Annotated in this window: 21 protein-coding genes; 7 read left to right on the top strand and 14 right to left on the bottom strand. The window is 62.8% G+C overall.

Going from position 1 to position 26,828, the window contains the following annotated elements; all coding sequences use genetic code 11:
• Positions 1-39: 39 nt before the first annotated feature.
• Positions 40-1,587 carry a DUF3300 domain-containing protein gene (locus ACUTQY_RS08540; RefSeq protein ID WP_046686758.1) on the bottom strand — a complete coding sequence of 516 codons (1,548 nt, stop codon included), beginning with the start codon at positions 1,585-1,587 and terminating at the stop codon, positions 40-42.
• Between the two features lie 187 nt (positions 1,588-1,774).
• On the opposite strand from ACUTQY_RS08540, the gene ACUTQY_RS08535 reads away from it, so the two are divergent.
• A complete protein-coding gene (locus tag ACUTQY_RS08535; protein WP_046686759.1) occupies positions 1,775-2,611 on the top strand; it encodes an N-acetylmuramoyl-L-alanine amidase in 837 nt (278 codons plus the stop codon).
• On the opposite strand, the gene ACUTQY_RS08530 is transcribed toward ACUTQY_RS08535, so the two are convergent.
• On the bottom strand, positions 2,612-3,622 hold the full coding sequence (locus ACUTQY_RS08530) for an NAD-dependent epimerase/dehydratase family protein (protein ID WP_004928393.1): 1,011 nt from the start codon (positions 3,620-3,622) through the stop codon (positions 2,612-2,614). It lies immediately after the preceding gene.
• A 158-nt stretch (positions 3,623-3,780) separates the two neighbouring features.
• The gene (locus tag ACUTQY_RS08525) at positions 3,781-5,220 is read right to left on the bottom strand and encodes a DUF2867 domain-containing protein (RefSeq protein WP_046686760.1); all 1,440 of its coding nucleotides are present in this window, start codon (positions 5,218-5,220) and stop codon (positions 3,781-3,783) included.
• Between the two features lie 150 nt (positions 5,221-5,370).
• Here ACUTQY_RS08525 and ACUTQY_RS08520 point away from each other — a divergent pair, with 150 nt between their 5' ends.
• Positions 5,371-5,718 (top strand): DUF1294 domain-containing protein, encoded by a 348-nt coding sequence (locus ACUTQY_RS08520; RefSeq protein ID WP_033642539.1) that lies wholly within the window; start codon positions 5,371-5,373, stop codon positions 5,716-5,718.
• 29 nt (positions 5,719-5,747) lie between these two features.
• Here the strand turns inward: ACUTQY_RS08520 and ltaE are convergent, their stop codons facing one another.
• The 5 genes from ltaE to ACUTQY_RS08495 form a co-directional block, all read right to left on the bottom strand.
• The gene (gene ltaE / locus ACUTQY_RS08515; RefSeq protein WP_046686761.1) at positions 5,748-6,764 is read right to left on the bottom strand and encodes a low-specificity L-threonine aldolase; all 1,017 of its coding nucleotides are present in this window, start codon (positions 6,762-6,764) and stop codon (positions 5,748-5,750) included.
• Between the two features lie 75 nt (positions 6,765-6,839).
• Positions 6,840-8,561: a ubiquinone-dependent pyruvate dehydrogenase gene (poxB, locus tag ACUTQY_RS08510; protein WP_046686762.1), complete on the bottom strand. Its 1,722-nt coding sequence runs from the start codon at positions 8,559-8,561 to the stop codon at positions 6,840-6,842.
• Positions 8,562-8,760: 199 nt separating this feature from the next.
• Positions 8,761-9,762: an NADH oxidoreductase gene (gene hcr / locus ACUTQY_RS08505; RefSeq protein ID WP_046686763.1), complete on the bottom strand. Its 1,002-nt coding sequence runs from the start codon at positions 9,760-9,762 to the stop codon at positions 8,761-8,763.
• A 56-nt stretch (positions 9,763-9,818) separates the two neighbouring features.
• Positions 9,819-11,468, bottom strand: coding sequence for a hydroxylamine reductase (gene hcp / locus ACUTQY_RS08500; protein ID WP_046686764.1), 1,650 nt, complete (start codon positions 11,466-11,468; stop codon positions 9,819-9,821).
• Positions 11,469-11,649: 181 nt separating this feature from the next.
• Positions 11,650-12,546, bottom strand: coding sequence for a lysine exporter LysO family protein (locus tag ACUTQY_RS08495; RefSeq protein WP_033642544.1), 897 nt, complete (start codon positions 12,544-12,546; stop codon positions 11,650-11,652).
• Positions 12,547-12,733: 187 nt separating this feature from the next.
• Here ACUTQY_RS08495 and ACUTQY_RS08490 point away from each other — a divergent pair, with 187 nt between their 5' ends.
• Positions 12,734-14,392 (top strand): ATP-dependent endonuclease, encoded by a 1,659-nt coding sequence (locus tag ACUTQY_RS08490; protein WP_033650660.1) that lies wholly within the window; start codon positions 12,734-12,736, stop codon positions 14,390-14,392.
• A gap of 14 nt (positions 14,393-14,406) precedes the next feature.
• On the opposite strand, the gene ACUTQY_RS08485 is transcribed toward ACUTQY_RS08490, so the two are convergent.
• The gene (locus ACUTQY_RS08485; protein WP_046686765.1) at positions 14,407-15,360 is read right to left on the bottom strand and encodes a VirK/YbjX family protein; all 954 of its coding nucleotides are present in this window, start codon (positions 15,358-15,360) and stop codon (positions 14,407-14,409) included.
• Between the two features lie 194 nt (positions 15,361-15,554).
• Here ACUTQY_RS08485 and macA point away from each other — a divergent pair, with 194 nt between their 5' ends.
• Positions 15,555-16,670 (top strand): macrolide transporter subunit MacA, encoded by a 1,116-nt coding sequence (macA, locus tag ACUTQY_RS08480; protein ID WP_033642548.1) that lies wholly within the window; start codon positions 15,555-15,557, stop codon positions 16,668-16,670.
• Entirely contained in the window at positions 16,670-18,616 is a 1,947-nt protein-coding gene (gene macB / locus ACUTQY_RS08475; RefSeq protein ID WP_046686766.1) for a macrolide ABC transporter ATP-binding protein/permease MacB, read from the top strand. Before macA ends, macB begins: the two co-directional genes overlap by 1 nt.
• Before the next feature lie 87 nt (positions 18,617-18,703).
• Here the strand turns inward: macB and cspD are convergent, their stop codons facing one another.
• Complete coding sequence (gene cspD, locus ACUTQY_RS08470) at positions 18,704-18,925, bottom strand: cold shock-like protein CspD (protein WP_004928349.1); 222 nt, start codon at positions 18,923-18,925, stop codon at positions 18,704-18,706.
• A 355-nt stretch (positions 18,926-19,280) separates the two neighbouring features.
• Here cspD and clpS point away from each other — a divergent pair, with 355 nt between their 5' ends.
• Both clpS and clpA read left to right on the top strand, forming a co-directional pair.
• Positions 19,281-19,601, top strand: coding sequence for an ATP-dependent Clp protease adapter ClpS (gene clpS, locus ACUTQY_RS08465; protein ID WP_004928347.1), 321 nt, complete (start codon positions 19,281-19,283; stop codon positions 19,599-19,601).
• Between the two features lie 27 nt (positions 19,602-19,628).
• A complete protein-coding gene (gene clpA / locus ACUTQY_RS08460) occupies positions 19,629-21,908 on the top strand; it encodes an ATP-dependent Clp protease ATP-binding subunit ClpA (protein ID WP_025302261.1) in 2,280 nt (759 codons plus the stop codon).
• Positions 21,909-22,113: 205 nt separating this feature from the next.
• Here clpA and infA read toward each other — a convergent pair whose 3' ends face one another.
• From infA to cydD, 4 genes are all read right to left on the bottom strand, one after another.
• Complete coding sequence (gene infA / locus ACUTQY_RS08455) at positions 22,114-22,332, bottom strand: translation initiation factor IF-1 (protein WP_002211347.1); 219 nt, start codon at positions 22,330-22,332, stop codon at positions 22,114-22,116.
• Between the two features lie 105 nt (positions 22,333-22,437).
• Positions 22,438-23,163: a leucyl/phenylalanyl-tRNA--protein transferase gene (gene aat, locus ACUTQY_RS08450; RefSeq protein WP_033642550.1), complete on the bottom strand. Its 726-nt coding sequence runs from the start codon at positions 23,161-23,163 to the stop codon at positions 22,438-22,440.
• 29 nt (positions 23,164-23,192) lie between these two features.
• On the bottom strand, positions 23,193-24,932 hold the full coding sequence (gene cydC, locus ACUTQY_RS08445) for a heme ABC transporter ATP-binding protein/permease CydC (RefSeq protein ID WP_033642551.1): 1,740 nt from the start codon (positions 24,930-24,932) through the stop codon (positions 23,193-23,195).
• A gap of 2 nt (positions 24,933-24,934) precedes the next feature.
• Entirely contained in the window at positions 24,935-26,701 is a 1,767-nt protein-coding gene (gene cydD / locus ACUTQY_RS08440; protein ID WP_033642552.1) for a heme ABC transporter permease/ATP-binding protein CydD, read from the bottom strand.
• Positions 26,702-26,828: the final 127 nt, after the last annotated feature.

The following is a 26,828-nucleotide window of genomic DNA, read 5'->3' as shown; positions in this document are numbered from 1 at the left end:
TTCGCCCCGGCCATTCCGCCGGGGCGACATCCTCTTGATTTATCCCACCTTGTGCTGCTCGACGATTGGGCGGTGTTCCTGCGGCTTCGTGGGCACCGGCTCCTGGCGATGCGGCATCGGCTGAACGGACGTCTGATGGCGCTGCGGCGCCGGGGCCGCATGCGGCATGATGCGCTGTTGCGGCGCCGGCATCGGGCTTATCGCCGCCGGATGCTGCGGCGCTGCCGGTTCGCGGATCACCGGCTGAGCGACGTGTGGGGCCTGCAGAACCTGCGGGCGCGCGACGGCTGGATGCACCGGCGCAGCGGCCGGCATCGGATGCGTCTGTAGCGGCGCTGAATGTACGGCTGTCGGCTGCTGCGGGTGAGGCGCCGTCGGAACGGCATGCGTGAACGTCGGCGTGCTCATCGGCTGCTGTGCATGAGGCGCGATGACCGGCTGTCGCACGTGCGGGACGGCCGCTACCGGCTGCTGTACGTGAGGCACCACCGGCTGGGTATGCGCAAAGTTCGGCAACGTCATCGGCGCGTGGGCCGCAGGCGCGACGTGCGGCTGTTGCGGCGCGCCGATGGGCGTCGGTTGAGTGACGCGGGGCGCCGGCGCGGCGGCGGTATTGTAGTTGTTCACCGTGCTGGTGCTGCTGCGATTCACAGTGTTCACGTTGTTATATTGGTTGATGTTGGTGACGCGATTCACCACGGTGGTGGAATGCGATACGTAGGGCGCATCGCGGTAGACCACCGGTTGGCGTCGATCGTCCCAGCGCATATCCCAGTTGTGCCAGCCGCTGTTGTGCTGATTGAACAATGAGGCGACCGCAATGCCGACACCGAAGCTGATCACGCCGGCCGCCAACATGTCGCCGCCGCTGTAGCCCGAAGGTTGATACCGATAGCTCGGATAGGCTGGGATCGGCGTGCCGTAGGCCACCCAGGGATCATAATGCGGGACGTAAACCGTATCCGGCTGGCTGGGTTCGATGACGATGGTTTCGCCCGGCGCCGCTACCACGCGCTGGCGATAGGGCTGCTGTTCGACATAATGCGTCGTCGGCGCCACGACGATGCGCTGCTGCGGGGTGTTTTTCAGCGTGCCTTGGCTGGCCGCCCGTTGACGCATCACCTGAATGGCGTTCATCACGTCGGTGGGATCGTTCAGGTAGGCGCTGCCCAGGGCGGTGGTCCAGGGGATGTTTTTCGCCATTTGATCGAGCACGTCGGGGAATTGCACCAGGCCGCGCACGCTGGGATCCCAGGGCTGAGCGTCGGCCGCTGAGCTGAGCGCCGCCGGTTGCAAGCCGCGGTTTTGCGCCAGCCAGGCATCCGCGGCGCTGATTTGGTCAGGATAGCCCGCGCCGGCCAACACCTGCGCCAGCAGCTTGTCGGGGAACAGCGCCACCGGGCTGACCAACTGGTACAGTTGATCGGCGCTCAGCGGCGTATAGGCCGGCGCGCTGGCACTCGTGACGGGCGCGGCCGAGGGCGGGGCGCTCCCGCCCATCGCATCGGCGACTTTTTGCCGATCGCAGCCGCTGAGCGGCAGCATGGCGGCACAGAGCAACCAGGACAGATAGCGTGGCGTGAACATGTTCGACTCCGCTCTTTCAGCGCAGATGATACTTTGAGACTATCATGGGCGGGAAAGGCCGCCAGCCGGGAGCAACACTCGCTTGCACATCGGCGCTATCTGTCATTATTTCTCGATGAGCGTGATGATTGGATACAGATCAATCGCGTCGCGTTACATCTTTCTCGGACGTCAATCAGGAGGATAAGTGAAAATTTGGCCAGGGATCATCGCCGCCGTGCTGTTGGCGGGATGCCAAAATCCGCAGCAGGACACGCTCGTCGATCGTGGCGCTTACCAGCTCGAAACCTTGCATCAGGCGCAGGGCGCCGATCAGCGCATTCGGTTTCTGGTGATGCACTATACGGCGGAAGACTTTCATTCATCACTGAAAACGCTGACCGATGAACACGTCAGCGCACACTACCTGTTGCCGGCGCACCCGCAGCGCGAACACGGCAAACCGACGGTGTACCGGTTGGTGCCGGAGGCGATGCGCGCCTGGCATGCCGGCACCAGCGGCTGGCGCGGGCGCAGCAATCTCAACGACACCTCGATCGGCATTGAAATCGTCAACAAGGGTTTCACCCGCAGCATGCTGTTCACCCACTGGCAGCCCTACACGGCGGAACAGATCGCCGTGTTGATTCCGCTGAGCCGCGACATTATCCAACGCTATGGCATTCAGCCGCAGGACGTGGTGGGGCACAGCGACATCGCGCCGCAGCGCAAACAGGATCCCGGCCCGCTGTTCCCCTGGCGGCAACTGGCGCAGGCCGGCATCGGCGCATGGCCGGACGAGGCAGACGTGCAGCGGCTGCTGGCGGGGCGAGACAGACAGGCGCCGGTGCCGCTGGCACCGCTGCTCGAAAAGCTGGCGCGTTACGGCTACGCGATCGACCCGTCGTGGGATGCGCGGCAGCAGCGCAATGTGCTGGCGGCGTTTCAGATGCATTTCCGGCCCGACGATGTTCGCGGCGAGCCGGATGCAGAGAGTGAGGCGATTATCGATGCGCTGCTGTTGAAGTACGGCGCGTGGCGTTGATTACAGGCCGTGCAGTTTGCCGTGATCTTTCAGCCAGCGGGCGGTGCGCGCGATGCCTTCTTCCAGCGAGACGATCGGCTGATAGCCCAGCTCTTGCTGCGCGCGGGTGGTATCGAGCGTGAGATCGAAGTTGAGTTTGGCGACGCCGTAATGGGTCAGCACCGGCTCCTTTTCGCTTTTGCTGCCCAGGCGCTCCATGCCGCGCGCCATCATGTCGAGCATCGGATAGGGGACGGAGCGGATGCGGCACTTCATGCCCAAATCGTCGATCAGCTGCTGCACCACGGTGCGAAGCGGGCGCGGCTGCTGGTTGGTGATGTTGTAGGCGCGGCCGGACGGCGTGTCTTCTTTTAGCGTCGCCAGCCACATGGCGTGCACCGCATTCTCCAGATAGGTCATGTCCACCATCGCCGCGCCGCCGCGCGGCAGCAGCAGGTTGCCGTAGCGTTTGATCATCTGCAGCAACCGCGGCAGCATCACCTTGTCGTGCGGCCCGAACAGGCCCTGTGGGCGCAAAATGGTGAAATGGGTCTGCGGATTGGACAGCGCCAATTGCTGGATCACCTGCTCGCCGGCGGCCTTGCTGCGCGCGAACTCGTTGGCATAACGCTGCGGGCGAAAGTCTTCGGTTACGTTGCGGTGATGGTGGTAGTCGAAATAGATCGCCGGGGAAGAGATGTGAATGAACTGCGCCACGCCATAGGCTGCCGCCCATTCGCCGAGGCGGCGGGTGGCGCGGACGTTGGCCAGTTCGAAGGCTTCTTCGGTGCCCCAGGGCGAGGTAAAGCTGGAGCAGTGCCACAGCACATCGACGTCCGCCAGCATCGCTTTGGCCTGCGAAGAGATCAGGTTGGTGAGATCGGCATGAATGAACTCCGCGCCCATTTTTTCCAGCAGGCCACCCATCGCCTGGTTACGACCGGTGGCGCGCACTTTGATGCCCTGGCGGCGCAGATATTCAACGGCGTTACGGCCTAACCCACTGGTTGCACCGGTGACCAATACCTTCATAACGGACTCTATTCTCACCCAAAATCGGAATACCGGCGGGCGCTTGCGGCGCTCCCAGCAAATAAGATGCCATTCTTCCGTGATTTCGTGCGCTATGCAATCGGAAAGCCCCGAAGCACAGCGGCAAACTGTGCGGTTGATCGACAAATGAACGGCATTCAGCGCTGTTGGCGGTCCAGGTTCTCGGCCAGCGTCGCGATGCGCTTCGCCATGCCGCGAAAAATGAACAGGTGCGCGGGCATCATGGCGAACCAATACAGCAGCCCGCTGAAGCCGGCCGGATGCCACCAGGCGCGCACGTCCAGCGTGCGGCGATCGCCGCGATCGGTAATGGTGAAGCTCAGCCGCCCCAGCCCCGGCGCCTTCATGCCGAACAGCAGCGCCAGCTGCCGCAGCGGCTTCAGCGTGATGACTTTCCACCCGTCGATCTCGTCGCCCAGCGCCAGGGACGCGCGCGCCGGGCGGCCATAGACCACGCCGTTGCCGATCATGTCGTCCATGCGGGCGCGGATCCGCCACAGGATATTGGCGTAGAAATAGCCTTCCTCGCCCCCCAACTGCTGCACCGTTTGCCACAGCGCCTGGCTGGAAGCGGCGGTGTCGAGCGAACATCCCGCCTGTTTCGGGTAATAGCCGTAGCCGGGGCGCCAGCGGGCCCGCGCCGCCGGATCGTAGCCCCAGTCGGCGGAATCGACCACCTCCAGTTCGCGCTGCAGCGTGGCGGTGACCGCCTGATCGAAGGTGTGCAGACGTTGCGGGATCAGGGCCTGCAACGGTTTGCCGTCGGCGGGCAGATCGTGCTTCAGGCCCTGGATCAGCGCGCGCGCGATCGGCGTCGGCACCGAGGTGATCAGGCTGATGAACCACACTGAAATCAGTCGCGTCGGCAAGGGGATCGGGATCAGCCAGCGCCGCTTGCCGCTGATGGCGATAAAGCGTTTGAACATATCCTGATAGCTGAGGTATTCAGGCCCGGCGACGTCGAAGATGCGGTGTTCCTCCGCCGGGTGCGCCAGCAGATCGGCAAGGTAAACCAGCAGGTTCTCCAGCGCCACCGGCGAGGACTTCGAGCGCACCCAGCGCGGCGGCGTCAGCACCGGCAGGTTATAGACCATGTCGCGCATCACTTCGAACGCCGCCGAGCCGGGGCCGACGATGATGCCGGCGCGCAGCTCGGTCACCGGCACGCCGCTCTGGCGCAGGATCTCGCCGGTCAGGCGGCGCGCCGCCAGGTGCGGCGAACTGTCGTCGTTCGGCTGCAGCGCGCCGAGAAAGATCACCTGCTTGACGCCGGCATTGCGCAGCGCATCGCGCAGATTTTCCGCCGCCTGGCGTTCCTTCTCGATAAAGTCGTCGCCGTCGCCCATCGCGTGCACCAGATAGTAAAGCGTATCTATCTCCCACAGCGCCGCGCTCAGGGTTTCCGGGCGGTACAGATCGACATACAGGCAGTTGACCTGCGGCCAGTTCTGCTCCTGCAGCCACTCGATGCGCCGCGCGGCGGCGGTAATCTGGTGCCCCTGTTCGATCAGGTGCGGGATCAGGTTCTGGCCTATATAGCCGCTGGCTCCAAGAACCAGTACGCGTTGGGGTGTCATCGGGCCGCCTTGTGCGGTAGAGGATTGGCAGAACGACAGGATGCCAAATTCAGGGTTTAAATGCACTTTTTGTATGGGTATAAGCCGGTTGCATCCGCCGCGGCGCGAGTTCACACTACGCGCCCCTTATCGCACGAAAAACCGAATGCCATGAAACTCAATGTGATTTGTTACGCCCTGCTGGGCCTGGCGCTGATCGCCAGCCTGTTCTCGCCGCATCCGGTGTGGATGTGGCTGCTGTCGGCCAACCTGCTGACGTTTCTGATCTACGGCGGCGATAAGCTGGCGGCGCGCAAGGGATGGCGACGGGTGCCGGAGACGACGCTGTTGCTGTTCGGCGCGTTGGGCGGCTGGTTGGGCGCGCTGCTGGCGCAGCAGCTGTTTCGCCACAAGACCCAGAAGCAGCCGTTTAAAACCTGGTTCATCCTCAGCGTGGCGCTCAATCTGGCGGCGGTGCTGGGGCTGTGGTACTGGGTTTACGGCCGCTGGATCTTCTGAGTGCGGGGCGCGGTCTGCGCCCCGAGCGATCAGGCGTGCTGCTGAAGAAACTCCCGCCACAGTTCGACCACCCGCTGCAGATCCTGACGGCTGACGTCGAGGTGGGTCAGAATGCGCGTCAGCGGGCCGCTGCTGATCAGCACGCCGCGTTCGCGCATCCACGGACCGAGTTTGGCCGCCAGCGCCGGCGTTTGGCGCAGGTACAGCACGTTGGTCTGCGCGCCGGGTTCGGCAATCTCTACGCCGATCTGCCGCAGCTGTTGCTCCAGCCAGACCGCGTTGTCATGGTCTTCGCGCAGCCGCGCGACGTTATGCTCCAGCGCGTAGAGGCCGGCCGCCGCCAAAATGCCGGCCTGGCGCAGCCCGCCGCCGGTCATCTTGCGCCAGCGCAGCGCGCGTTGGATGAAAGCCTCGCTGCCGCACAGCAGCGAGCCGACCGGCGCGCCTAACCCTTTCGACAGGCAAATGGTGAAGGTGTCGCAATACTGCACGATCTCTTTTAGCGGCAGGTTCAGCGCCACTGCGGCGTTGAAGATGCGCGCGCCGTCGATATGCAGCGCCAACTGCCGCTCGCGGGTAAACTGCCACGCCTGCTGCAGGTAGGCCTGCGGCAAGACTCTGCCGCTGATGGTGTTTTCCAGGCTCAACAGCCGGGTGCGGGCGAAGTGGATATCGTCGGGTTTGATGGCGGCGGCGAGCTTGTCCAGCGGCAGCGTGCCGTCGGTGTCGGCCTCGATCGGCTGCGGCTGGATACTGCCCAGCACCGCTGCGCCGCCGGCTTCGTATTTGTAGTTGTGCGCCTGCTGGCCGACCAGATATTCATCGCCGCGCTGGCAGTGGCTCAGCAGCGCCACCAGGTTGGCCTGGGTGCCGCTGGGCAGAAACAGCGCCGCTTCTTTGCCCGACAGACGCACCGCTTCCGCCTCCAGCGCGTTGACCGTCGGATCATCGCCGTAGACGTCGTCGCCGACTTCTGCCTGAGCCATCGCCTGGCGCATGGCGGCGCTGGGGCGGGTGACGGTGTCGCTGCGTAGATCGATAAGCATAGGGTTCCTGGAATATAAGGGAGAGGAAAAGGGTACATGGCATCATATACCCTTTATTTCACCGGGGCAGCTTGCTTAGCGCAGCCAGTTAGTTTTCGCCAGCTCGACCACTTCGTCGCCGCGGCCGTTGATGATGGCGCGCAGCATGTACAGGCTGAAGCCTTTCGCCTGTTCGAACTTGATCTGCGGCGGCATCGCCAGTTCTTGCTTGGCGGTGACCACGTCCAGCAGCGCCGGGCCGGGGTGCGCCAACATCTCCTGCAGCGCGCCGTCCAGATCGGAGGCTTTTTCCACGCGGATGCCCTTGATGCCCGCGGCATTGGCGATCGCCGCGAAGTCCGGATTATGCAGATCGGTGCCGTCGGTCAGATAGCCGCCGGCCTTCATCTCCATCGCCACGAATCCCAGCACGCTGTTGTTGAACACCACGATTTTCACCGGCAGCTTGAGCTGCGCCAGCGACAGGAAATCGCCCATCAGCATGGTGAAGCCGCCGTCGCCGCACATGGCGATCACCTGTTTATCCGGCGCGGTGGCCTGAGCGCCGATCGCCTGCGGCATGGCGTTGGCCATCGAACCGTGGTTGAACGAACCGAGCAGGCGACGCTTGCCGTTCATTTTCACGTAGCGGGCGGCCCACACCGTCGGCGTGCCGACGTCGCAGGTGAAGATGGCCTCGTCGCTGGCATAGTGGCTGAGCTGCTGCGCCAGATACTGCGGGTGGATCGGTTGGTCGTCGCCGGCGGTCGCCAGCCCGTCGAGATCCTTGCGCGCGTTGCGGTAATGCTCCAGCGCCTTGTCTAGGAACGCCCGATCGCGCTTCGGCTCCAGCTGCGGCAGCAGGGCGGTGAGGGTGGTGTGGATGTCGCCCACCAGCGCCATATTGACCGGGCAGTGCGCGCCGATGCTGCCGGGGTTGATGTCGATCTGAATGATGTTGGCGTTGGTGGGGTAGAACGCCCGATAGGGGAACTGGGTGCCGAGCAGCACCAGCGTGTCGGCGTTCATCATCGCGTGATAACCGGAGGAGAAACCGATCAGTCCAGTCATGCCGACGCTGTACGGGTTGTCCCATTCGATATGTTCTTTACCGCGCAGCGCGTGCACCACCGGCGCCTGCAGCAGCTCGGCCAGCTTGACCACTTCATCGTGCGCGCCGGCGCAGCCGCTGCCGCACATCAGGGTGATGTTCTTCGCCTTGTTCAGCGTTTCCGCCAGCTTGTTCAACTCGCTCATCGGTGGCTGCACCAGCGGCAGCGCCGGGGTATGCCAGGTCAGGGTCGCGTCTTCCGGCGCCATGCGCAGCGCCACGTCGCCCGGCAAGACGACCACCGAGACGCCGCGGTTGAGGATCGCCTTGCGCATGGCGATCTCCAGCACGCGCGGCAGCTGTTCCGGGTTGGAAACCAGCTCGCAATAGTGGCTGCATTCGCGGAACAGCTCCTGCGGATGGGTTTCCTGGAAGTAGCCGCTGCCGATTTCGCTGGAAGGGATGTGTGCGGCGATCGCCAGCACTGGCACATGGTTGCGGTGGCAGTCGAACAGGCCGTTGATCAGATGCAGGTTGCCGGGGCCGCAGGAACCGGCGCACACCGCCAACTGGCCGGTAAGCTGGGCTTCGGCGCCGGCGGCGAAGGCGGCCACCTCTTCATGGCGGGTGCCCAGCCATTCGATGGTGCCCATGCGGTGCAGGCTGTCGCTAAGGCCGTTGAGCGAATCGCCGGTCACGCCCCAAATGCGTTTTACGCCGGCTTGATCCAGCGTTTTGGCGATCAGTGTGGCTACGGTTTGCTTCATGGTTCCCCCAAACATGGTTTGAAAAACGATGTGTACTCGATCCGGTGAGTGGCAGCAGAACAACTGCAAGCATAGCTTACCGGCTGTGGACGAGATGCGGTCAGGAAGGGTAAAGAGCGTAGAACGGGGAAAAGTGTAACCGGGCTGGGCGCGGGGAACTTGCCGATAAATGCCCCATCGCGGTGATGGGGCCAGGGGATCACGCCAGCGTGACGTCACCCTGCAGTTGGCAACTGCAGGCCAGCACGTAGCCCTGCGCTACCTCTTCCTCGCTCAACGTCATGGTGCTGGTGGTGGTGTAGTCGCCCTCGAGGATGCGGGTTTTGCATGAGCCGCACACCCCGGCGCGACAGGCGGCGTTGACCGGCAGGGCATGGGCCTCCATCGCCGCCAGCAGCGTGCTGCCGACCGGCACGCGGAATTCGCGCAGCGGGCGGGCGGCGCGCAGCGTCAGCCCTTCGGTGGCATCGGCCTGCGCCGTCGGCGTGTGGAACTGCTCTTTATGGAAACGCTCGGCCGGCACGCCGAGCCGGCGACAAAGCTGCTCCACCTGATCCATGTAGGGCGCAGGACCGCAGGTCATCACCGTGCGTTCGGCGATATCCGGCGCCGCCTGCCGCAGCGTCTGTTCATCGATACGGCCGCTGAGGTAGCCGGGTTGCAGATCCTGCTCGGCCATCAGCGTCAGGCGCAGCTGCGGATGGGCGGCGCACAGCGCGCGCCACTGATCGGCGAAAATCGTGTCGGCGGGGGTGCGCACGTTAAAGATCACGGCGATATCGCAGGTTGGACGGTTGGCGGTCAGCCAGCGGCACATCGAGACGATCGGCGTCACGCCGCAGCCGGCGGCCAGCATCAGATAACGATCGGCCGGGTGACGCTCGCAGCTGAACTCGCCCTGTGCGTCGGACAGCCACAGCGTGTTGCCGGGCTTGACCTCTTGCGTCAGCCAGCGCGATCCGGCGCCGTCCGGCAGGCAGCGCACGCTGATGCTGAGAAAGCGGCTCTGGCCAGGCGAGGAGGAGAGCGTATAGGCGCGCAGCGTCTCCTCGCTGTTGCGGATGCTGACCAGCGCAAACTGGCCCGCCTGATAGGGATAGAAAACGTCGCAGATCAGGTTCAGCGTCCAGACGTCGGCGGTTTCACGCCGGATGGAATGCACCTGCATGCGGTTCGGGCAAAGCGGAGTGGGTTGAGTCATCGGGGCACCTCAAAAAGCAAAGGGGCCGGCGCAGGCGGCCCCATAACGTAACGGCATCAGGCGAGCAGCGCGTTGATATCCTGCTCGACGGTGGTGATCGGACGCAGGCCGAATTTCTCGTTGAGGACCGCCATCAGGTTGTCGGTCAGGAAGCCCGGCGCGGTCGGGCCGGTGACGATGTTTTTCACCCCCAACGACAGCAGCGTCAGCAGAATGACGATCGCCTTCTGTTCAAACCACGACAGCACCAGGCTGAGCGGCAACTCGTTGACGCTGCAGCCGAGCGTATCCGCCAGCTTGACCGCCAACATGATGGCGGAGTAGGCGTCGTTGCACTGGCCGACGTCCAGCAGGCGCGGCAACCCTTCCAGCGTGCCGAAGTCCAGCTTATTGAAACGGTACTTGCCGCAGGCCAGCGTCATGATCAGGCAGTCTTGCGGCACGCTGCGGGCGAAGTCGGTGAAGTAGCTGCGCTCGTCGCGGCTGCCGTCGCAGCCGCCGACCAGGAAGACGTGGCGCAGTTTTTTCTGCGACACCAGGTCGATGACCGTATCGGCGGCGTTCAGCAGCGTCTGGCGGCCGAAGCCGACGGTGATCAGATGCTCAATCTCGGTATAAGGGAAGCCGTTCATGCCCTGAGCCTGGCGGATCACGGCGCCGAAGTCGTCGCCTTCCAGATGGTTGACGCCCGGCCAGCCGACGATGCTGCGGGTCCAGATGCGATCGCCGTAGTTGCCGACGTTAGGATCGATGATGCAGTTGGAGGTCATCACGATCGGGCCGGGGAATTTGGCGAATTCCGTCTGCTGGTTCTGCCAGCCGCTGCCGTAATTGCCCACCAGATGCTTGAATTTTTTCAGTTCCGGATAGCCGTGCGCCGGCAGCATTTCGCCGTGGGTATAGACGTTGACGTTTTGCCCTTCGGTTTGCTCGAGCAGCATGCGCAGATCTTTGAGATCGTGGCCGGAAATCAGAATGGCTTTCCCGGCCACCGGGCGCACGTTGACCGCGCTGGGCTGCGGATCGCCGTAGGCCTGGGTCTCACCGCGATCGAGGATCGCCATCACGTTGAAGTTCATCTTGCCGATGCCCATGGCGTTGTTCAGCAGGGTGTCGACGTCGCGCGGCTGGGTGCCGAGCCAGGCCATGAAAGCGTGGTAGTCGGCATAGAGCTGTTCGTCGAACTGGCCGAGCACGTGCGCGTGTTCCATATAGGCCGCCGCGCCTTTCAGGCCATACAGACACAGCAGGCGCAAACCGTGTACGTCGTCGCCGACCTCGGCCTTGTCGCTGTCGAGGGCAAACTGCGCCGCCTGCTGCAGCAGCGCAGGCATAGCGTCACCGGCCAGCTGCAGGGCCGCCATCGGGTGATCGACGCGCACGCCGGCATCCAGCAGCCGGCAACGGGCGGCCAGCGAGTCGCGCAGCAGCAGGGTTTCCCGCGCGTAGCCGATGATGCGCTGGGAATCGAAGTTGACGTTGGTCAGGGTGGAGAAGAAGGCGCGCGGGGCGAAGCTGTCGATTTCGTGGTTGACGATGCCCAGCGAACGCGCCTGCAGCGCCCAGGCGGAGAGGCCCTGCAGCGCCGCCACCAGCAGATCCTGCAGATCGGAGGTTTCCGCCGTTTTGCCGCACATGCCCTGAGCATACGCGCAGCCGTTGCCTGCCGGGGTTCGAATGGTTTGTTCACATTGCACACAGAACATAGTCGCTTCCTTTTATTTTTAAAGTTGCATTTATAATGCTTGTTTAAAAGCATAGATCGGCGATCGGGGTTGCAAAAGGCTTTTGTGCGACTACTGCGGGCAAGTTTGATTTAGCGCAATTTTACCGTGCGGATGGGAATGATTACGCTTTGGGGGCCGGGTGGCCCCCAAGGGGAAAGGATCAGGAGAACAGGGCGATCAGCACCGGCGCCAGCAGGCTCAGCAGGAAGCCGTGCACGATGGCGGGCGGCACCATGTCCAGTCCGCCGCTGCGCTGCAGCACCGGCAGGGTGAAGTCCATCGAGGTGGCGCCGCACAGGCCGAGGGCGGTGGAGCGGCTGCGGCGCACCAGCGTCGGGATCAGCATGATCGCCACCAGCTCGCGTGCCAGATCGTTGAAGAACGCGGCGCTGCCCATCACCGGGCCGTAGGCGTCGGTGATCAGAATGCCGGACAGCGAGTACCAGCCGAAGCCAGAGGCCATCGCCAGCCCGGCCTTGACCGGCAGCCCCAGCAGCTGCGCCGCCAGCGCGCCGCCGGCCAGAGACGCGACGACCACCGCCAGCGCCACCAGCGTGCCGCGGCGGTTGAGCACGATCTGGCGCAGCGTCATGCCGCTGTTGCGCAGCTGAATGCCGACCAGCAACAGCAGGAAGATCAGCGCATATTCGCTGCCTTTATGGGCGAACTGCAGCCATTGCCACTGCGTCAGGCCGAGCAGGAAGCCGCCGAGCACCACGCCGCACAGCTTGAGCGACTCCAGCGCCATATGCACGCGCGAAGGCAGCTTTTCCTGTTTATGGCTGCTGCGCCACGGCATGCGCCGCTCCAGCAGCGCCAGCAACAGCAGATTGGCGCAGAGAATGCAGAAGAAGAACGCTGCGCTGTACTGGAAGATCAGCATCAGATTGCTGCTGAGGTTCTCCATAAACGCCAGGCTGATGCCCATGAAAAACAGGATCACATACACCATCCAGCTCAGCAGGCGGTTGATCAGCACCAGCAGCGGGCGATGGCGTAAGGGAATGAGGTAACCGACAATCAACGGTAACAGAATAATCAACAGTCCTGAGTACATGGTGCAACGAGTGTCCTTGAGTTTTGATGCGCGACGAACGGCGGCGAGGAGCACACGCTAACCAAAAGCCCGGCCGGAGTAAAGCGGCAGATTTGACGCTGGCCGCTTGACCTGCAAGGGGTTTTTTGACCATGCTCTGTGAAAGTCGCCTCATTGAAGAGGCGACGGCGCGCACGGGAGGCGGCGGATGTTCTTGGAGCGTATCGAAATTGTAGGTTTTCGCGGTATTAATCGGCTGTCCCTGATGCTGGACGATAACACGTTGTTGCTCGGCGAAAACGCCTGGGGTAAATCCAGCCTGCTGGATGCGCTGACGCTGCTGCTGGCGCCGGAGCAGAAACTGTATCGATTTGAAGCGCACGACTTCCATTTTCCCCCCGGTGAGGAGGCGGCCAAAGAGCGCCACCTGCAGGTGGTATTCACCTTCTGCGAGAAAGACATCGGCCACGCGCACCTGCCGCGCTACCGCCATCTGACGCCGTTGTGGGTCAAGGGGGAAGACGGCCTGAGCCGCATTCACTACCGCTGCGAGGGCGAGCTGGCCGATGACGGCACGGTGTGCACCTGGCGCGGTTTTCTCGACGCCGACGGCAACGCCTTTCAACTGCACCATATCGAACAGCTGGCCCACGCCATCATCCGCATCCACCCGGTTTTGCGCCTGCGCGACGCGCGCTTTATTCGCCGCCTGCGCCCCAGCAGCCTCGGCGATGAACGCAAACCCGATACCCAGGCGTTGGCGCAGCAGCTGGATCAGCTGACGCGCGAGCTGGTGCGCAATCCGCAGAAGCTGACCAACGGCGAGCTGCGTCAGGGGCTGGCGGCGATGCAGCAGTTGCTCGAGCACTACTTTGCCGAGCAGAGCTCGCAGGTGGCGCGGCCGCGCCGCCGCGGCGGTGAACCGGAGCAGGACGCCTGGCGCGCGCTGGACGGCATCAACCGCATGGTCGCCGAGCCGAACAGCCGCAGCATGCGTCTGATCCTGCTGGGCATGTTTTCCACCCTGCTGCAGGCCAAGGGCGACGTCAAGCTGGATCCGCACGCCCGGCCGCTGCTGCTGGTGGAAGACCCGGAAACTCGCCTGCATCCGATCATGCTCTCGGTGGCCTGGGGGCTGCTCAATCAGCTGCCGCTGCAGCGCATCACCACCACCAACTCCAGCGAACTGGTGTCGCTGGTGCCGGTGGAGCACGTCTGCCGGCTGGTGCGCGAGTCGGGCCGCGTCGCGACCTACCGTCTCGGGCCGCGCGGGCTGAGCGCCGAAGACGGGCGGCGCATCGCGTTTCACATCCGTTTCAACCGGCCGTCGTCGCTGTTCGCCCGCTGCTGGCTGCTGGTGGAGGGCGAGACCGAAGTGTGGCTGCTGAACGAACTGGCGCGCCAGTGCGGCTATCATTTCGAGGCGGAAGGGGTAAGGGTCATCGAATTCGCTCAGTGCGGCCTGAAGCCGCTGCTGCGCTTCGCCCGCCGCATGGGCATCGAGTGGCATGCGCTGGTGGACGGCGATGAGGCGGGCAAAAAGTACGCCAATACCGTGCGCAGCCTGCTGGACAATCATGAAGACAACGAACGCGATCGGCTGACCGCGCTGCCGGCGCCGGACATGGAACACTTCATGTTCCGCGAAGGGTTCGCCCCGGTCTATCACCGAATGGCGTCGGTGCCGATCAACGCGCAGATGCCGGTGCGCAAGGTGATCCTGAAAGCGGTCCACCACTCTTCGAAGCCGGATCTGGCGATCGAGGTCGCGATGCAGGCCGGCGAATGGGGCACGGACTCGGTGCCGCCGCTGCTGAAGAAAATGTTCTCACGGGTGATCTGGCTGGCGCGCGGCCGGGCGGACTGACGGCCCGCCGGGTGTTATCGGGCGCAGAAGTGCGCCGCCAATCCCTGTTCCAGCTCGTCCAGCAGCTGATAGCGGCGGCGATACTCGGCGCGCTTCTTGCTGGCGATCTCTTCGATCGGCTTGCGGGCGATGCGTTCGGGCAGCAGAAAATAGCCGCTGTCGAGCGGTTTGGCGCCCATCGACAGCCAGAACTGATCGTAATCGGCGTGCAGTTGGTCCTTCTTCTTACTCTGGTAACGCCAGTTTTGATAGATATGGGTGGCATTGCCGACGGCTACGATCTGGCGGATGCCGAGGTGCCGCGCCAGCGTGCAAATGCCTTCCAGCACCAGACGTTTGGGGAACAGGCCGTGACACTCTTTGGTGGTGTGCTGGATCTCGGCGTGCGGCACGTCATGGTTCGCGCCCTGCAGGCCGCCGATGAACAACGTCGGCTGCTGCTGATAATGCATCAGCGCAAAGGTGATCTCCGCCAGCATCACGCCGTTGGCGTTGCGCAGCAGCAGCGTGGCTTCCCCTTCCTTATTCAGTTTGTCGATCGCCGCCAGCTCCAGCGTGATCGGCGCTTCGTTCTTGCCCATCGCGCTGGCCAGCACGAAGGCGTGCGGGCCGAGGTGGCCGAGGCGCATCTTCAGCGGCATGCGCTGTACGATGAGATCGTAATGATCGCGCAGGGCGAACAGGCATTCGATCTTGCTCATGTTGGCCGCCAGGTAGGGACGATGCAGTTTGCACGGCAGGTTCGGCTGCGCGCTCAGGATCTCCTCCAGCAGCGGATTGCTGGCCAGGGTGCTGAGCAGGCCGCTGGTGGTGCGCCAGTTGAGCAGCGAACGGCCGAGAAACTTCAGGCGAAACGAGGTTTTTTTCCAGGCGTTGCTCGGTGCCTTTTCGCCATTGATCAGCGCCGTCATCAGTTGCCAGCCGTTAAGCGGCCGGGCGGAGGCGAGTGGGTAGCTGAGCTGTGACATGATGAAATCCTTGGCTGTGTTGAATGGCGCTATTTCATCAAGGCTTCACTAAACGGGAGTTCAATGCCGAACTGTAACCAAGCGTGTCTCCACATTGTGTTGAGCTAAGGTTTAGTTATTCCCTACGGTGCGTGCTAATTTAGCTCCGCCGCCGCAATGGGCGGTCGATATTCACAAGCACAGGCAGGTCAATTTTGACAGGGTTTAAAGGACATAAACGCCGCTGGATACTCGCACTGGCGGTGATTGCGGCGATTGCCGCGGCGGCCGTTTGGCACTTCCGCCATCCGGCGCCGACCGATTTCAAAACGGTAAAGGTCACCAAGCGCGATCTGCAGCAGAACGTGTTGGCGACCGGCCAGCTGGACGCAGTGCGCAAGGTTGACGTCGGCGCGCAGGTCAGCGGGCAGTTGGAAAAGCTGTATGTCGAGATCGGCGACAAGGTGAAAAAAGGTCAGTTGCTGGGGGTTATCGATCCGCAACAGGCGCAGAACAGCATCCGTGAAGGCGAGGCGACGCTGCGCGAGCTGCATGCGCAGCTGCTGCAGGCGCAGGCGGAACAGCAGCTGGCGGCGGTTACGCTGCAGCGCAACCAGGCGCTGGCCAAACTGCAGGCGGTATCGCGTCAGGATCTGGATCAGGCGGCGACGCAGCTGGCGGTGAAGAAGGCGCAGGTAGGCACCATCAATGCGCAGATCGCCCGCAACCAGGCCAGCCTGGATACCGCCAAGATCAATTTGGCCTATACCCGCATCGAAGCGCCGATGGATGGCGACGTGGTGCAGATCACCACGCTGCAGGGCCAGACGGTGATCGCGGCGCAACAGGCGCCGAACATTCTGACGCTGGCGGATCTCGGCACCATGCTGGTGAAGGCGCAGGTCTCGGAGGCCGACGTCATTAACCTCAAGCCGGGTCAGAAGGCCTGGTTCACGGTGCTGGGCGATCCGACCCGGCGCTTCGACGGCGTGCTGAAAGACATTCAGCCGACGCCGGAAAAGGTCAACAACGCCATCTTCTATTACGCGCGTTTCGAAGTGCCCAACCCGGAAAGGCTGCTGCGCTTGCAAATGACGGCGCAGGTGCACATTCAACTGGCCGGCGTCCAGCAGGCGCTGGTGATCCCGCTGGCGGCGCTGGGCGATCAGATCGCCGACAATCGCTACCACGTTTCGGTGCTGAAACAGGGCAAGGAAGAGAAGCGTGAGGTGGCCATCGGCCTGCGCAACAATATCGATGTGCAGATCCTCAGCGGGCTCGAGGCGGGCGATGAGGTGATCGTCAGCCGCGGCGGCGTGGAGGCCGGCTGATGGCGGCGCTGTTGCAGCTGAACGGCATTCGCCGCAGCTACCGTTCCGGCGAGCAGACGGTGGAGGTGCTGAAGGGGATCAGTCTGAGCATCGACGCCGGTGAAATGGTGGCGATCATGGGGGCTTCCGGCTCCGGCAAATCGACGCTGATGAACATTCTCGGCTGCCTGGACAAGCCGAGCGCCGGCGTCTATCGGGTGGCCGGCCAGGACGTGGCGACGCTGAGCGACGATGCGCTGGCGCAGCTGCGGCGCGAGCATTTCGGCTTTATCTTTCAGCGTTATCATCTGCTGCCTCACCTGAGCGCGGCGCATAACGTCGAGGTGCCAGCGGTGTACGCCGGGCTGGGCAAAGCGGCGCGGCGCGAACGGGCGGAGGCGCTGTTGCGCCGTCTGGGGCTGGGGGAGCGCGTCAACTATCGGCCGAGCCAGCTTTCCGGCGGCCAGCAGCAGCGCGTCAGTATCGCCCGCGCGCTGATGAACGGCGGGCAGGTGATCCTGGCGGATGAGCCGACCGGCGCGCTCGACAGCCATTCCGGCGAAGAGGTGATGGCGATCCTCAAACAGTTGTGCGCCCAGGGCCACACGGTGATCCTGGTGACTCACGATCCGGCGGTGGCGCGTCAGGCTGAACGGATCATCGAGATCCGCGACGGCGAAATCATCGCCGACTCCCGTCCGGCGCCGTCGGAGGATGCCCAGGCCAAGCCGCTGACGCTGGCCGCCGCGGCGCCTTCCTGGCGGCAGATGGGCGGCCGCTTTCGCGAAGCGCTGGTGATGGCCTGGCGCGCGATGGCGGCCAACAAGATGCGCACCGCGCTGACCATGCTCGGCATCATTATCGGCATCGCCTCGGTGGTATCGATCCTGGTGATCGGCGACGCCGCCAAGCAGATGGTGCTGGCGGACATCAAATCGATCGGCACCAACACCGTCGATATCTACCCCGGCAAGGACTTCGGCGACGACGATCCGACCTACCGGCAATCGTTGAAATACGGCGATCTCGACGCGCTGCGCGAACAGCCGTACATCAGCGCGCTGTCGCCGAGCATCAGCAGCAGCATGCGGCTGCGGCTGGGCAACGTCGACGCGGCGGCCAACGTCAACGGCGTCAGCGAGCAGTTCTTCCGCGTGTACGGCATGAGCTTTACCCAGGGCGTCGGCATCGACCCGATGCAGGTGCAGTCACAGGCGCAGACGGTGGTGATCGACGCCAATACCCAACGGCGGCTGTTCCCGCACCAAAAAAACGTGGTGGGCGAGGTGATCCTGGTGGGCAACATGCCGGCGACGGTGGTCGGCGTGGCTAAAGAGAAGCAGTCGATGTTCGGCAGCAGCAAGACGCTGAACGTGTGGGTGCCATACAGCACCATGGCCAACCGGCTGATGGGCAACAACTATTTCGATTCGATCACCGTGCGCATCCGCGACGGCTACGACAGCAAGGAAGCGGAACAACAGCTGTCGCGTCTGCTGACGTTGCGCCACGGCAAGAAGGATTTCTTCACCTATAACATGGACAGCCTGGTGCAAACTGCGGAGAAAACCACTCGCACGCTGCAGCTGTTCCTGACGCTGGTGGCGGTGATTTCGCTGGTGGTGGGCGGCATCGGCGTGATGAACATCATGCTGGTGTCGGTGACCGAGCGCACGCGTGAGATCGGCATCCGCATGGCGGTGGGCGCGCGTTCCGGCGATGTGTTGCAGCAGTTTCTGATCGAGGCGGTCTTGGTCTGCCTGGTGGGGGGCGCGCTGGGGATTACGTTGTCGTTCGCTATCGGTTTGGCGGTGCAGCTGGTGTTGCCGGGTTGGCAGATCAGTTTCCCGCCGGCGGCGTTGCTGAGCGCGTTCCTCTGTTCCACCGGCATCGGCGTGGTGTTCGGCTATCTGCCGGCGCGCAATGCCGCGCGGCTGAATCCGATCGATGCGCTGGCGCGCGAGTAAGTCACAGGCATAAAAAATGCCAGTCACACGGCGGCTGGCATTTTTATCGCAGTCAGAGTCAGTGCAGCGCGACGCTGCCGGAAGCGTTTAGGACAGCGCCTCGCTTTCCACTGGCACAATAAGACTGGCATGGTTGCCTTTGGGCCCTTGATGCACGTCAAAGCTGACCTGCTGGCCCGCCTTCAACGTTCTGTAACCATCCATCTTGATTGTGGAATAATGCGCGAAAATATCTTCGCCGCCGCCGGCTGGGCAGATGAAGCCAAAACCTTTGGCGTTGTTAAACCATTTAACAGTACCCGTCTCCATGCTTTTACATCCCTCGCAACGCTATTTTAAGTGAGATGAATAACTGATTTCGCACTCGCCGTGGGCGAGTAGCAGGGTGGACAAGGGGTGGTTAAAAGACCACCAGCCACGAATTTACACTCTAGAGCAAATGATCGGGGCGTCAAGGGATCGGCTTTTGTCGGCGGGGAGCAGTTCACCAAAGTTTGAAGCAGGTAACGCTATTGCCACGATTCAGTCACAATTGGCCTGTTTTTTTGCGCACGTTACAGTGCGGCGGGACGATGCCGAAGATGATAAAATAGTAACTATCCCCACTTTGAATAACCGAAACCTGTCCCCATATCAGAGGGCAGAGCAGAGAAGATGAGCAGCGATGGGCAATAACAACGATTGGCTAAACTTTGAACACTTGGCCGAAGAAAAACAAATCGATGCGGTAAAACCGCCGTCTATGTATAAAGTTATACTTAACAACGACGATTACACACCGATGGAATTTGTGATTGACGTTCTGCAAAAGTTCTTTTCTTATGATATTGAACGCGCAACGCAACTGATGCTCACGGTCCACTATCAAGGCAAGGCGATCTGTGGTGTTTTTACCGCCGAGGTGGCGGAAACCAAAGTCGTCCATGTGAACCGGTACGCAAGGGAGAACGAGCATCCGTTGCTTTGTACGCTGGAAAAAGCCTGAATAAGGCAATCTATTGGGGAGGTGCTTATGCTCAATCAAGAACTGGAACTCAGTCTCAACATGGCTTTCGCCAGGGCGCGTGAGCACAGACACGAGTTTATGACCGTGGAGCACCTGTTGCTGGCGTTGCTGAGCAACCCTGCCGCGCGAGAAGCGCTCGAGGCATGTACGGTGGATCTGGCCGCGTTGCGCCAGGAGCTGGAAGCCTTCATCGAACAAACCACACCGACGCTGCCCGCCGGCGAAGAAGAGCGCGACACTCAGCCGACGCTCAGCTTCCAGCGCGTGCTGCAGCGCGCGGTCTTCCATGTGCAATCCTCCGGCCGCAGCGAAGTGTCCGGCGCCAACGTGTTGGTGGCTATTTTCAGCGAGCAGGAATCGCAGGCGGCCTATCTGCTGCGCAAGCACGACGTCAGCCGTCTCGACGTGGTGAACTTCATTTCACATGGCACGCGTAAAGACGAGCCGGGCCAAGCGCCGAATGCGGAAAACCCGGTGAACGAAGAGCAGTCCGGAGGGGAAGACCGTATGGAAAACTTCACCACCAACCTCAATCAGTTGGCCCGTGTGGGCGGCATCGATCCGCTGATCGGCCGCGATCGTGAGCTGGAGCGCGCGATTCAGGTGCTGTGCCGTCGTCGTAAAAACAACCCGCTGCTGGTCGGCGAATCCGGCGTGGGCAAGACTGCCATTGCCGAAGGCCTGGCCTGGCGTATCGTGCAGGGCGACGTGCCGGAAGTGATGGCGGACTGCACGCTGTATTCGCTGGATATCGGTTCGCTGCTGGCCGGCACCAAATACCGCGGCGACTTCGAGAAACGCTTCAAGGCGCTGCTCAAGCAGCTGGAACAGGATCAGAACAGCATCCTGTTCATCGATGAAATTCACACCATCATCGGCGCCGGTGCGGCTTCCGGCGGGCAAGTGGATGCCGCCAACCTGATCAAACCGCTGCTGTCGAGCGGCAAGATCCGGGTGATCGGCTCGACCACCTACCAGGAGTTCAGCAACATCTTCGAAAAGGATCGCGCTCTGGCGCGCCGTTTCCAGAAGATCGATATCACCGAACCGACGGCGGAAGAGACCGTTCAGATCATCAACGGCCTGAAGACCAAGTATGAAGCGCACCACGACGTGCGTTATACCGCCAAGGCGATCCGCGCCGCGGTGGAGCTGTCGGTGAAATACATCAACGATCGCCATCTGCCGGACAAGGCGATTGACGTGATCGACGAGGCGGGCGCCCGCAGCCGGTTGATGCCGGCCAGCAAGCGCAAGAAAACCGTCAACGTGGCCGATATCGAATCCGTGGTGGCGCGTATCGCTCGCATCCCGGAGAAAACGGTGTCGGCCAGCGATCGCGACGTGCTGAGAAACCTGGGCGATCGCTTGAAGATGCTGGTATTCGGCCAGGATCAGGCGATCGAAGCGTTGACGGAAGCGATCAAGATGAGCCGCGCCGGTCTGGGCCACGAGCGCAAGCCGGTCGGCTCCTTCCTGTTCGCCGGGCCGACCGGGGTCGGGAAAACCGAGGTCACCGTACAGCTGGCCAAGGCGATGGATATCGAGCTGCTGCGTTTCGACATGTCCGAGTACATGGAGCGGCATACCGTCAGCCGTCTGATCGGCGCGCCTCCGGGCTACGTCGGTTACGATCAGGGCGGGCTGCTGACCGATGCGGTGATCAAGCATCCGCATGCGGTGGTGCTGCTCGATGAGATCGAGAAGGCGCACCCGGACGTGTTCAACCTGCTGCTGCAGGTGATGGACAACGGTACGCTGACCGACAACAACGGCCGCAAGGCGGACTTCCGCAATGTGATCCTGGTGATGACCACCAACGCCGGTGTGCGGGAAACCGAACGCAAGTCGATCGGCCTGGTGCAGCAGGACAACAGCACCGACGCGATGGAAGAGATCAAGAAGGTGTTTACGCCGGAATTCCGCAACCGTCTGGACAACATCATCTGGTTCAACCATCTGTCTACCGAGGTGATCCAGCAGGTGGTCGACAAGTTTATCGTCGAACTGCAGGCGCAGCTGGATGCGAAGGGCGTCTCGCTGGAAGTGAGCGACGAAGCGCGCGACTGGCTGTCGGTGAAGGGCTACGACCGTGCGATGGGCGCTCGTCCGATGGCGCGCGTCATGCAGGAAAACCTGAAGAAACCGTTGGCCAACGAATTGCTGTTCGGTTCGCTGGTGGACGGCGGTTCCGTGAAGGTCGAGCTGGACAAGGACAAGAAACAGCTGACTTACCACTTCCTCAGCGCCGCCAAGCGCAAGGCGGACGAGGGCGCGGTGCACTAAGGCTGCCTGCAGGCAAAGAAAAAGCGATGCTTCGGCATCGCTTTTTTTATGGGTGAGATTCACCGTACAACAGAAACGAGTGAGCCCTCTCAGTTTACCTGCGCACCTGCAACCCGTTGTTTAACGTCGCTGCGGGGGTAAACGGAAAGGGCTCCCGAGGGATTACATCCTCGATGCCGCCAGCGTGTGGCGCGCGGTGAGCCGATTAACGGCTACGGAAGACAATGCGGCCTTTGCTCAGGTCGTACGGGGTCAGCTCTACAGTGACTTTGTCGCCCGTCAGGATGCGGATATAGTTTTTACGCATTTTACCGGAGATGTGTGCGGTTACCACGTGCCCGTTTTCCAATTCAACGCGGAACATGGTGTTGGGCAGCGTATCAAGAACGGTGCCCTGCATTTCAATATTGTCTTCTTTGGCCATCGAATCCTCTAGGTCTAACTACCTTAGTTTTTAACCGGCAAGATAATGCCGAAAAACCCCCATTATGTAAAGATGTGTCGGTGAACATTGCACCGTTTCCATCAATTAGTTTACTGGATAGGGCGGTTCAACCGGCTGTGGGGATATGACTTGCGGCGCCCAGCACGCCGGTGCCAAAGGCCGCCGTTGAAGGGTGCTGAGCTGCTGCAAGAATTGACGGCGCGGAATTTCACGCGCGCCAAGGCGGGCAGTGTGAGCGTTCAGCACCTGGCAGTCAATCAATTCCCCGCCATAAGCGGCAAAATGGCGGCAAAAGGCCATCAATGCGCATTTTGAGGCGTTGGTGACGCGGCTGAACATCGATTCGCCGCAGAACAACGCGCCCTGCGCCACGCCGTACATGCCGCCAACCAGTTGATCATCCTGCCAGACCTCCACCGAGTGCGCGTAGCCGAGGCGATGCAGATGCTGATAGGCGCGCTGCACCTCCGGGCCGATCCAGGTGCCTTCATCCGGCCGGTGGGCGCAGGCGGCGATCACCGCGGCGAAGTCGTGATTGAGCGTGATGCGAAACGGATCGTGGCGCAGAAAGCGTTTCAGGCTGCGGTTAAGATGAAACTCGGCCGGGAACAGCACCGCACGCGGGTCGGGCGACCACCACAGGATGGCCTCTCCCGGCGAATACCAGGGGAAGATGCCGCGCTCATAGGCCGCCAGCAGCCGCGGCGCCGTGAGATCGCCGCCGATCGCCAGCAGGCCATTGGGATCGCGCAGGGCGCCCTCAGGCGAGGGAAACGCCAGCGACTGCGGGGAGAGTTTAACGATGCGCATACAGGGTCTCTGCGTCCTCTACGGGCCGATTAAGGCGCCAGGTTGCTGATACGGTTGCGAAAGCGGGCATAGCGGCCCTGCTGGCGCATCAGGGCCGCGTGATTGCCCTGTTCGACAATCCGGCCGTCGTCCATCACGCAAATGCGGTCGAGATGTTCCAGGCCGTACAGGCGGTGCGTCACCAGAATCAGCGTCTTGCCCTGACAATGCCGGCGCAGCAGCGCCAGGATCTGCTGCTCGGTTTCGGCGTCCAGCCCTTCGGTCGGTTCGTCAAGCAGCAGCAGCGGGGCCGGATGCAGCAGCGCGCGGGCGATGCCCAGTCGGCGCTGTTCGCCGCCGGACAGCTGCCGGCCGCCTTCGCCGAGCCAGGCGTTCAGTCCGCCGTCGCCGGCCAGCAATTTGCCGAGCCCCACCTGCTGCAGGACGTCACTCAAACGAGCGTCGTCGGCATCCGGTGCGGCCAGCCGCAGGTTTTCCCGCAGCGTATCGCTGAAGATATGCACTCGCTGGCTGACGACCGTGGTCATTCGGCGCAGCGTGGTTTCATCATAATCCTCCAGCGGTTCGCCGTTGAGCAGAATTTTGCCGCCGTCGGTGCGCCAGGCGCGGGTCAGCAGCTGCAGCAGGGTGGACTTGCCGCAGCCGGTGCGGCCGAGCAAGGCGATGTGTTCGCCTGCTGCCACCTCGAGCGTAACGTCGCGCAGCACCGGCTGCGGCTGATCGGGGTAGGTGAAACTCAACTGCTGCAGGCTGAGCTGCGCCCGATCGGCAACGGCCGGGCCGGCGGCAGGGAAGGTGACTTCCGGTTGGCGATCGATGATCTGTTTGACCCGCGTGGCGGAGGCGATCACCTGACCGAGATGCTGGAAGGCGCCGGCCACCGGCATCAGCGCTTCGAACGACGCCAGCGCGGCGAAGACAAACAGCGCGATCAGCGCGCCGGGTTGGGTATCGCCGCCGATGCCCGCGGCGGTCAGCCACAGCAGCAGCGTCACCGTCAGCCCGCTGGCAAGGATCATCAGCGCCTGCGCCTTGCCGCTCAGCGAGGCCTGCTGCCACTGGCGGCGTTGCCACCGCTGTTCGGTGGCGTTCAGCGTCTGGCGGAAGTCGTTGACGGCGCCGAACACCACCAGTTCCGCCTGCCCCTGCAGCCAGGCGGTCAGGTCGGTGCGGTATTGACCGCGCAGCGCGGTGAGTTGGCCGCCGATCGGTTTGCCGGCGCGATAGAACACCGGCGGCACCAGCAGCAGCAACAGCAGCAGAATGCCGCCCAGCGTCAGGGCGAGCACAGGATCCAGCCAGCTCAGGCCGTAAGTGACGACCAGGATCACCACCGCCGCGCTGATCAGCGGCGAGATCACCCGCAGATAAAGATGATCCAGCGTGTCCACGTCCGCTACCAGGCGGTTGAGCAGGTCGGCCTGGCGGAAACGGGCGATGCCGCCCGGCGTCAGCGGCAGGATCTTGCTGAAGGTGAACACCCGCAGGTGCGACAGCACGCGGAAGGTGGCGTCGTGGCTGACCACACGCTCGGCGTAGCGCCCGGCGGTGCGGAAGATCGCCGCGCCGCGCACGCCGGCGGCGGGCAGCATGTAGTTGAAGGTTAGCAGGCCCGCCAATCCGGCCAGCGAAGAGGCGGCCAGGAACCAGCCGGAGAGCGCCAGCAGGCCGATGCTGGCCAGCAGGGTGACGATCGCCAAAATGATGCCCAGGCTAATCAGCAGGCTATGGCGGCGATACAACGCCAAAAACGGCAGCAACACGCGCATGATTAAAGCTCCCCGCGGCGGTGGGCGATCAGAGTGGCGAACAGGCCCGGTTGGGCGCTGAGGGTGGCGTAATCGCCCTGTTGCACGATACGCCCGTTATCCATCACCCAAATCTGATCGTAGTCTTCGGTATCTTCCAGCTGATGCGTCACCAGCAGGGTGGTTTGTTGATGCGAAGCGGCATTCAACGCCTGCATCACCCGTTGTTCGCTATGGGCATCGAGGCTGGCGGCCGGTTCATCGAGCAGCAGCAAGCGGCGCGGGCCGATCAGCGCCCGGGCGACCGCCACGCGCTGCGCCTGGCCGACCGACAGGCGGGCGGCGTTATCGCCCACTTCGGTGTCGAGCCCCTGCGGCAGATACGGCAACAGCTCGCTGACGTAGGCGTGTTCCACCGCCTGCTGCAGCTGCGTTTCATCGGCCTGCGGGCAGCCCAGCAGGATATTGGCGCGCAAGGTTTGCGCCGGCAGGTGCGGGTTTTGCCCGACCCAGCTCAGCTGCTGCCTCCAGTTCTCTGCGGACAGGTCACGCAGTTCGATGCCGTTGACGGTCAACGATCCACGGTAGGGCAGGAAGCCGAGCAGCAGATTGAGCAGCGAACTTTTGCCGGCGCCGCTCAGCCCGACCAGCGCCACGCGCTGCTGCGGTTGCAGGGTGAAACTCAGCGGCCCGGCCAGCAACACGCCGTTCGGCGACAGAATTTCCAATTCGTTCGCCTGTAGCGTCAGCGATTGATCGGCGGGCAACTTCCGCGTGCCGTTGCCCATCTGCTCGCCTTCGGCGCTGAGGAAGGTTTCCAGCGCTTCCGCCGCGCCGACCGCCTGCGCCTTGGCATGATAGAAGGTGCCGAGATCGCGCAGCGGTTGGAAGAACTCCGGCGCCAGAATCAGCACCAGAAAACCGGAAAACAGCGTTACGCCGAGGCCATAGCTGCCGAAGTTGAGTTCGCCGAGGTAAGAAAAGCCGAAATACACCGCCACTACGGCGATGGAGATCGACGCGAAGAACTCCAGCACGCCGGAGGAGAGGAAGGCCATGCGCAGCACTTCCATGGTGCGGCTGCGGAAGTCTTCGGAGGATTTGGCGATCTGCGCGGTTTCGGCCTGCGCGCGGTCGAATAGCCGCAGGGTGTCCAGGCCGCGCAGGCGGTCGAGGAAGTTACCGCTCAATCGCGCCAGCGCCACAAAGTTGCGGCGGTTGGCGTCGGCGGCCCCCATGCCCACCAGCGCCATAAACAGCGGGATGAGCGGCGCGGTCGCCAACAGAATCAAACCGGCGGCCCAGTTGATCGGGAAGACGGCGATCAAGATCAGCAGTGGGATAAACACCGCCAGATACATCTGCGGCAGATAGCGCGAGTAATAATCCTGCATATCCTCGATCTGCTCGACGATGATGCTGGCCCAACTGCCCGCCGGTTTGCCCTGGATCCAGGCCGGCCCGAGCTGCTGCAGCTTATCCAGCACCTGCCGGCGCATGCGTTGGCGGATCACCTGCCCACACAGAAAACCGACCCGTTCCCGCAGCCAGCTCAGCAGCGCCCGCAGCGCGAACGCGACGGCCAACCAGATAAACGAAGGGATCAGTTGCTCACGCGGGGTGTGTTCGATGATCAGGGCGTGCAGCAGGCTGGCCAGCAGCCACGCCTGCGCCACGATCAGCAGGCCGCTGAACAACCCCAACAGCATGGAAAGGCGCAGCCAACGCTGCGCTAACGAACTCTGGGTTTTAAGCCAACGGGTTAACTGTTGCTGTCTGGTTTTTTTCATCAGATATGCGTCTGCGTCGCCGGCGCCCGTTTGTTACGGGCTGGGTTAACGTACTGTTAAATAATAGTGTTTGGCGCAATCGGCGACAAACAAGCGAGGCCTCATGTTACCTCGTGACCCGGCAGAC

It is taken from the genome of Serratia sp. TSA_130.1, from assembly GCF_052691795.1.
The sequence above is the reverse complement of the archived record's forward strand: the minus strand, read 5'-3'. Positions and strand labels throughout refer to the sequence as shown.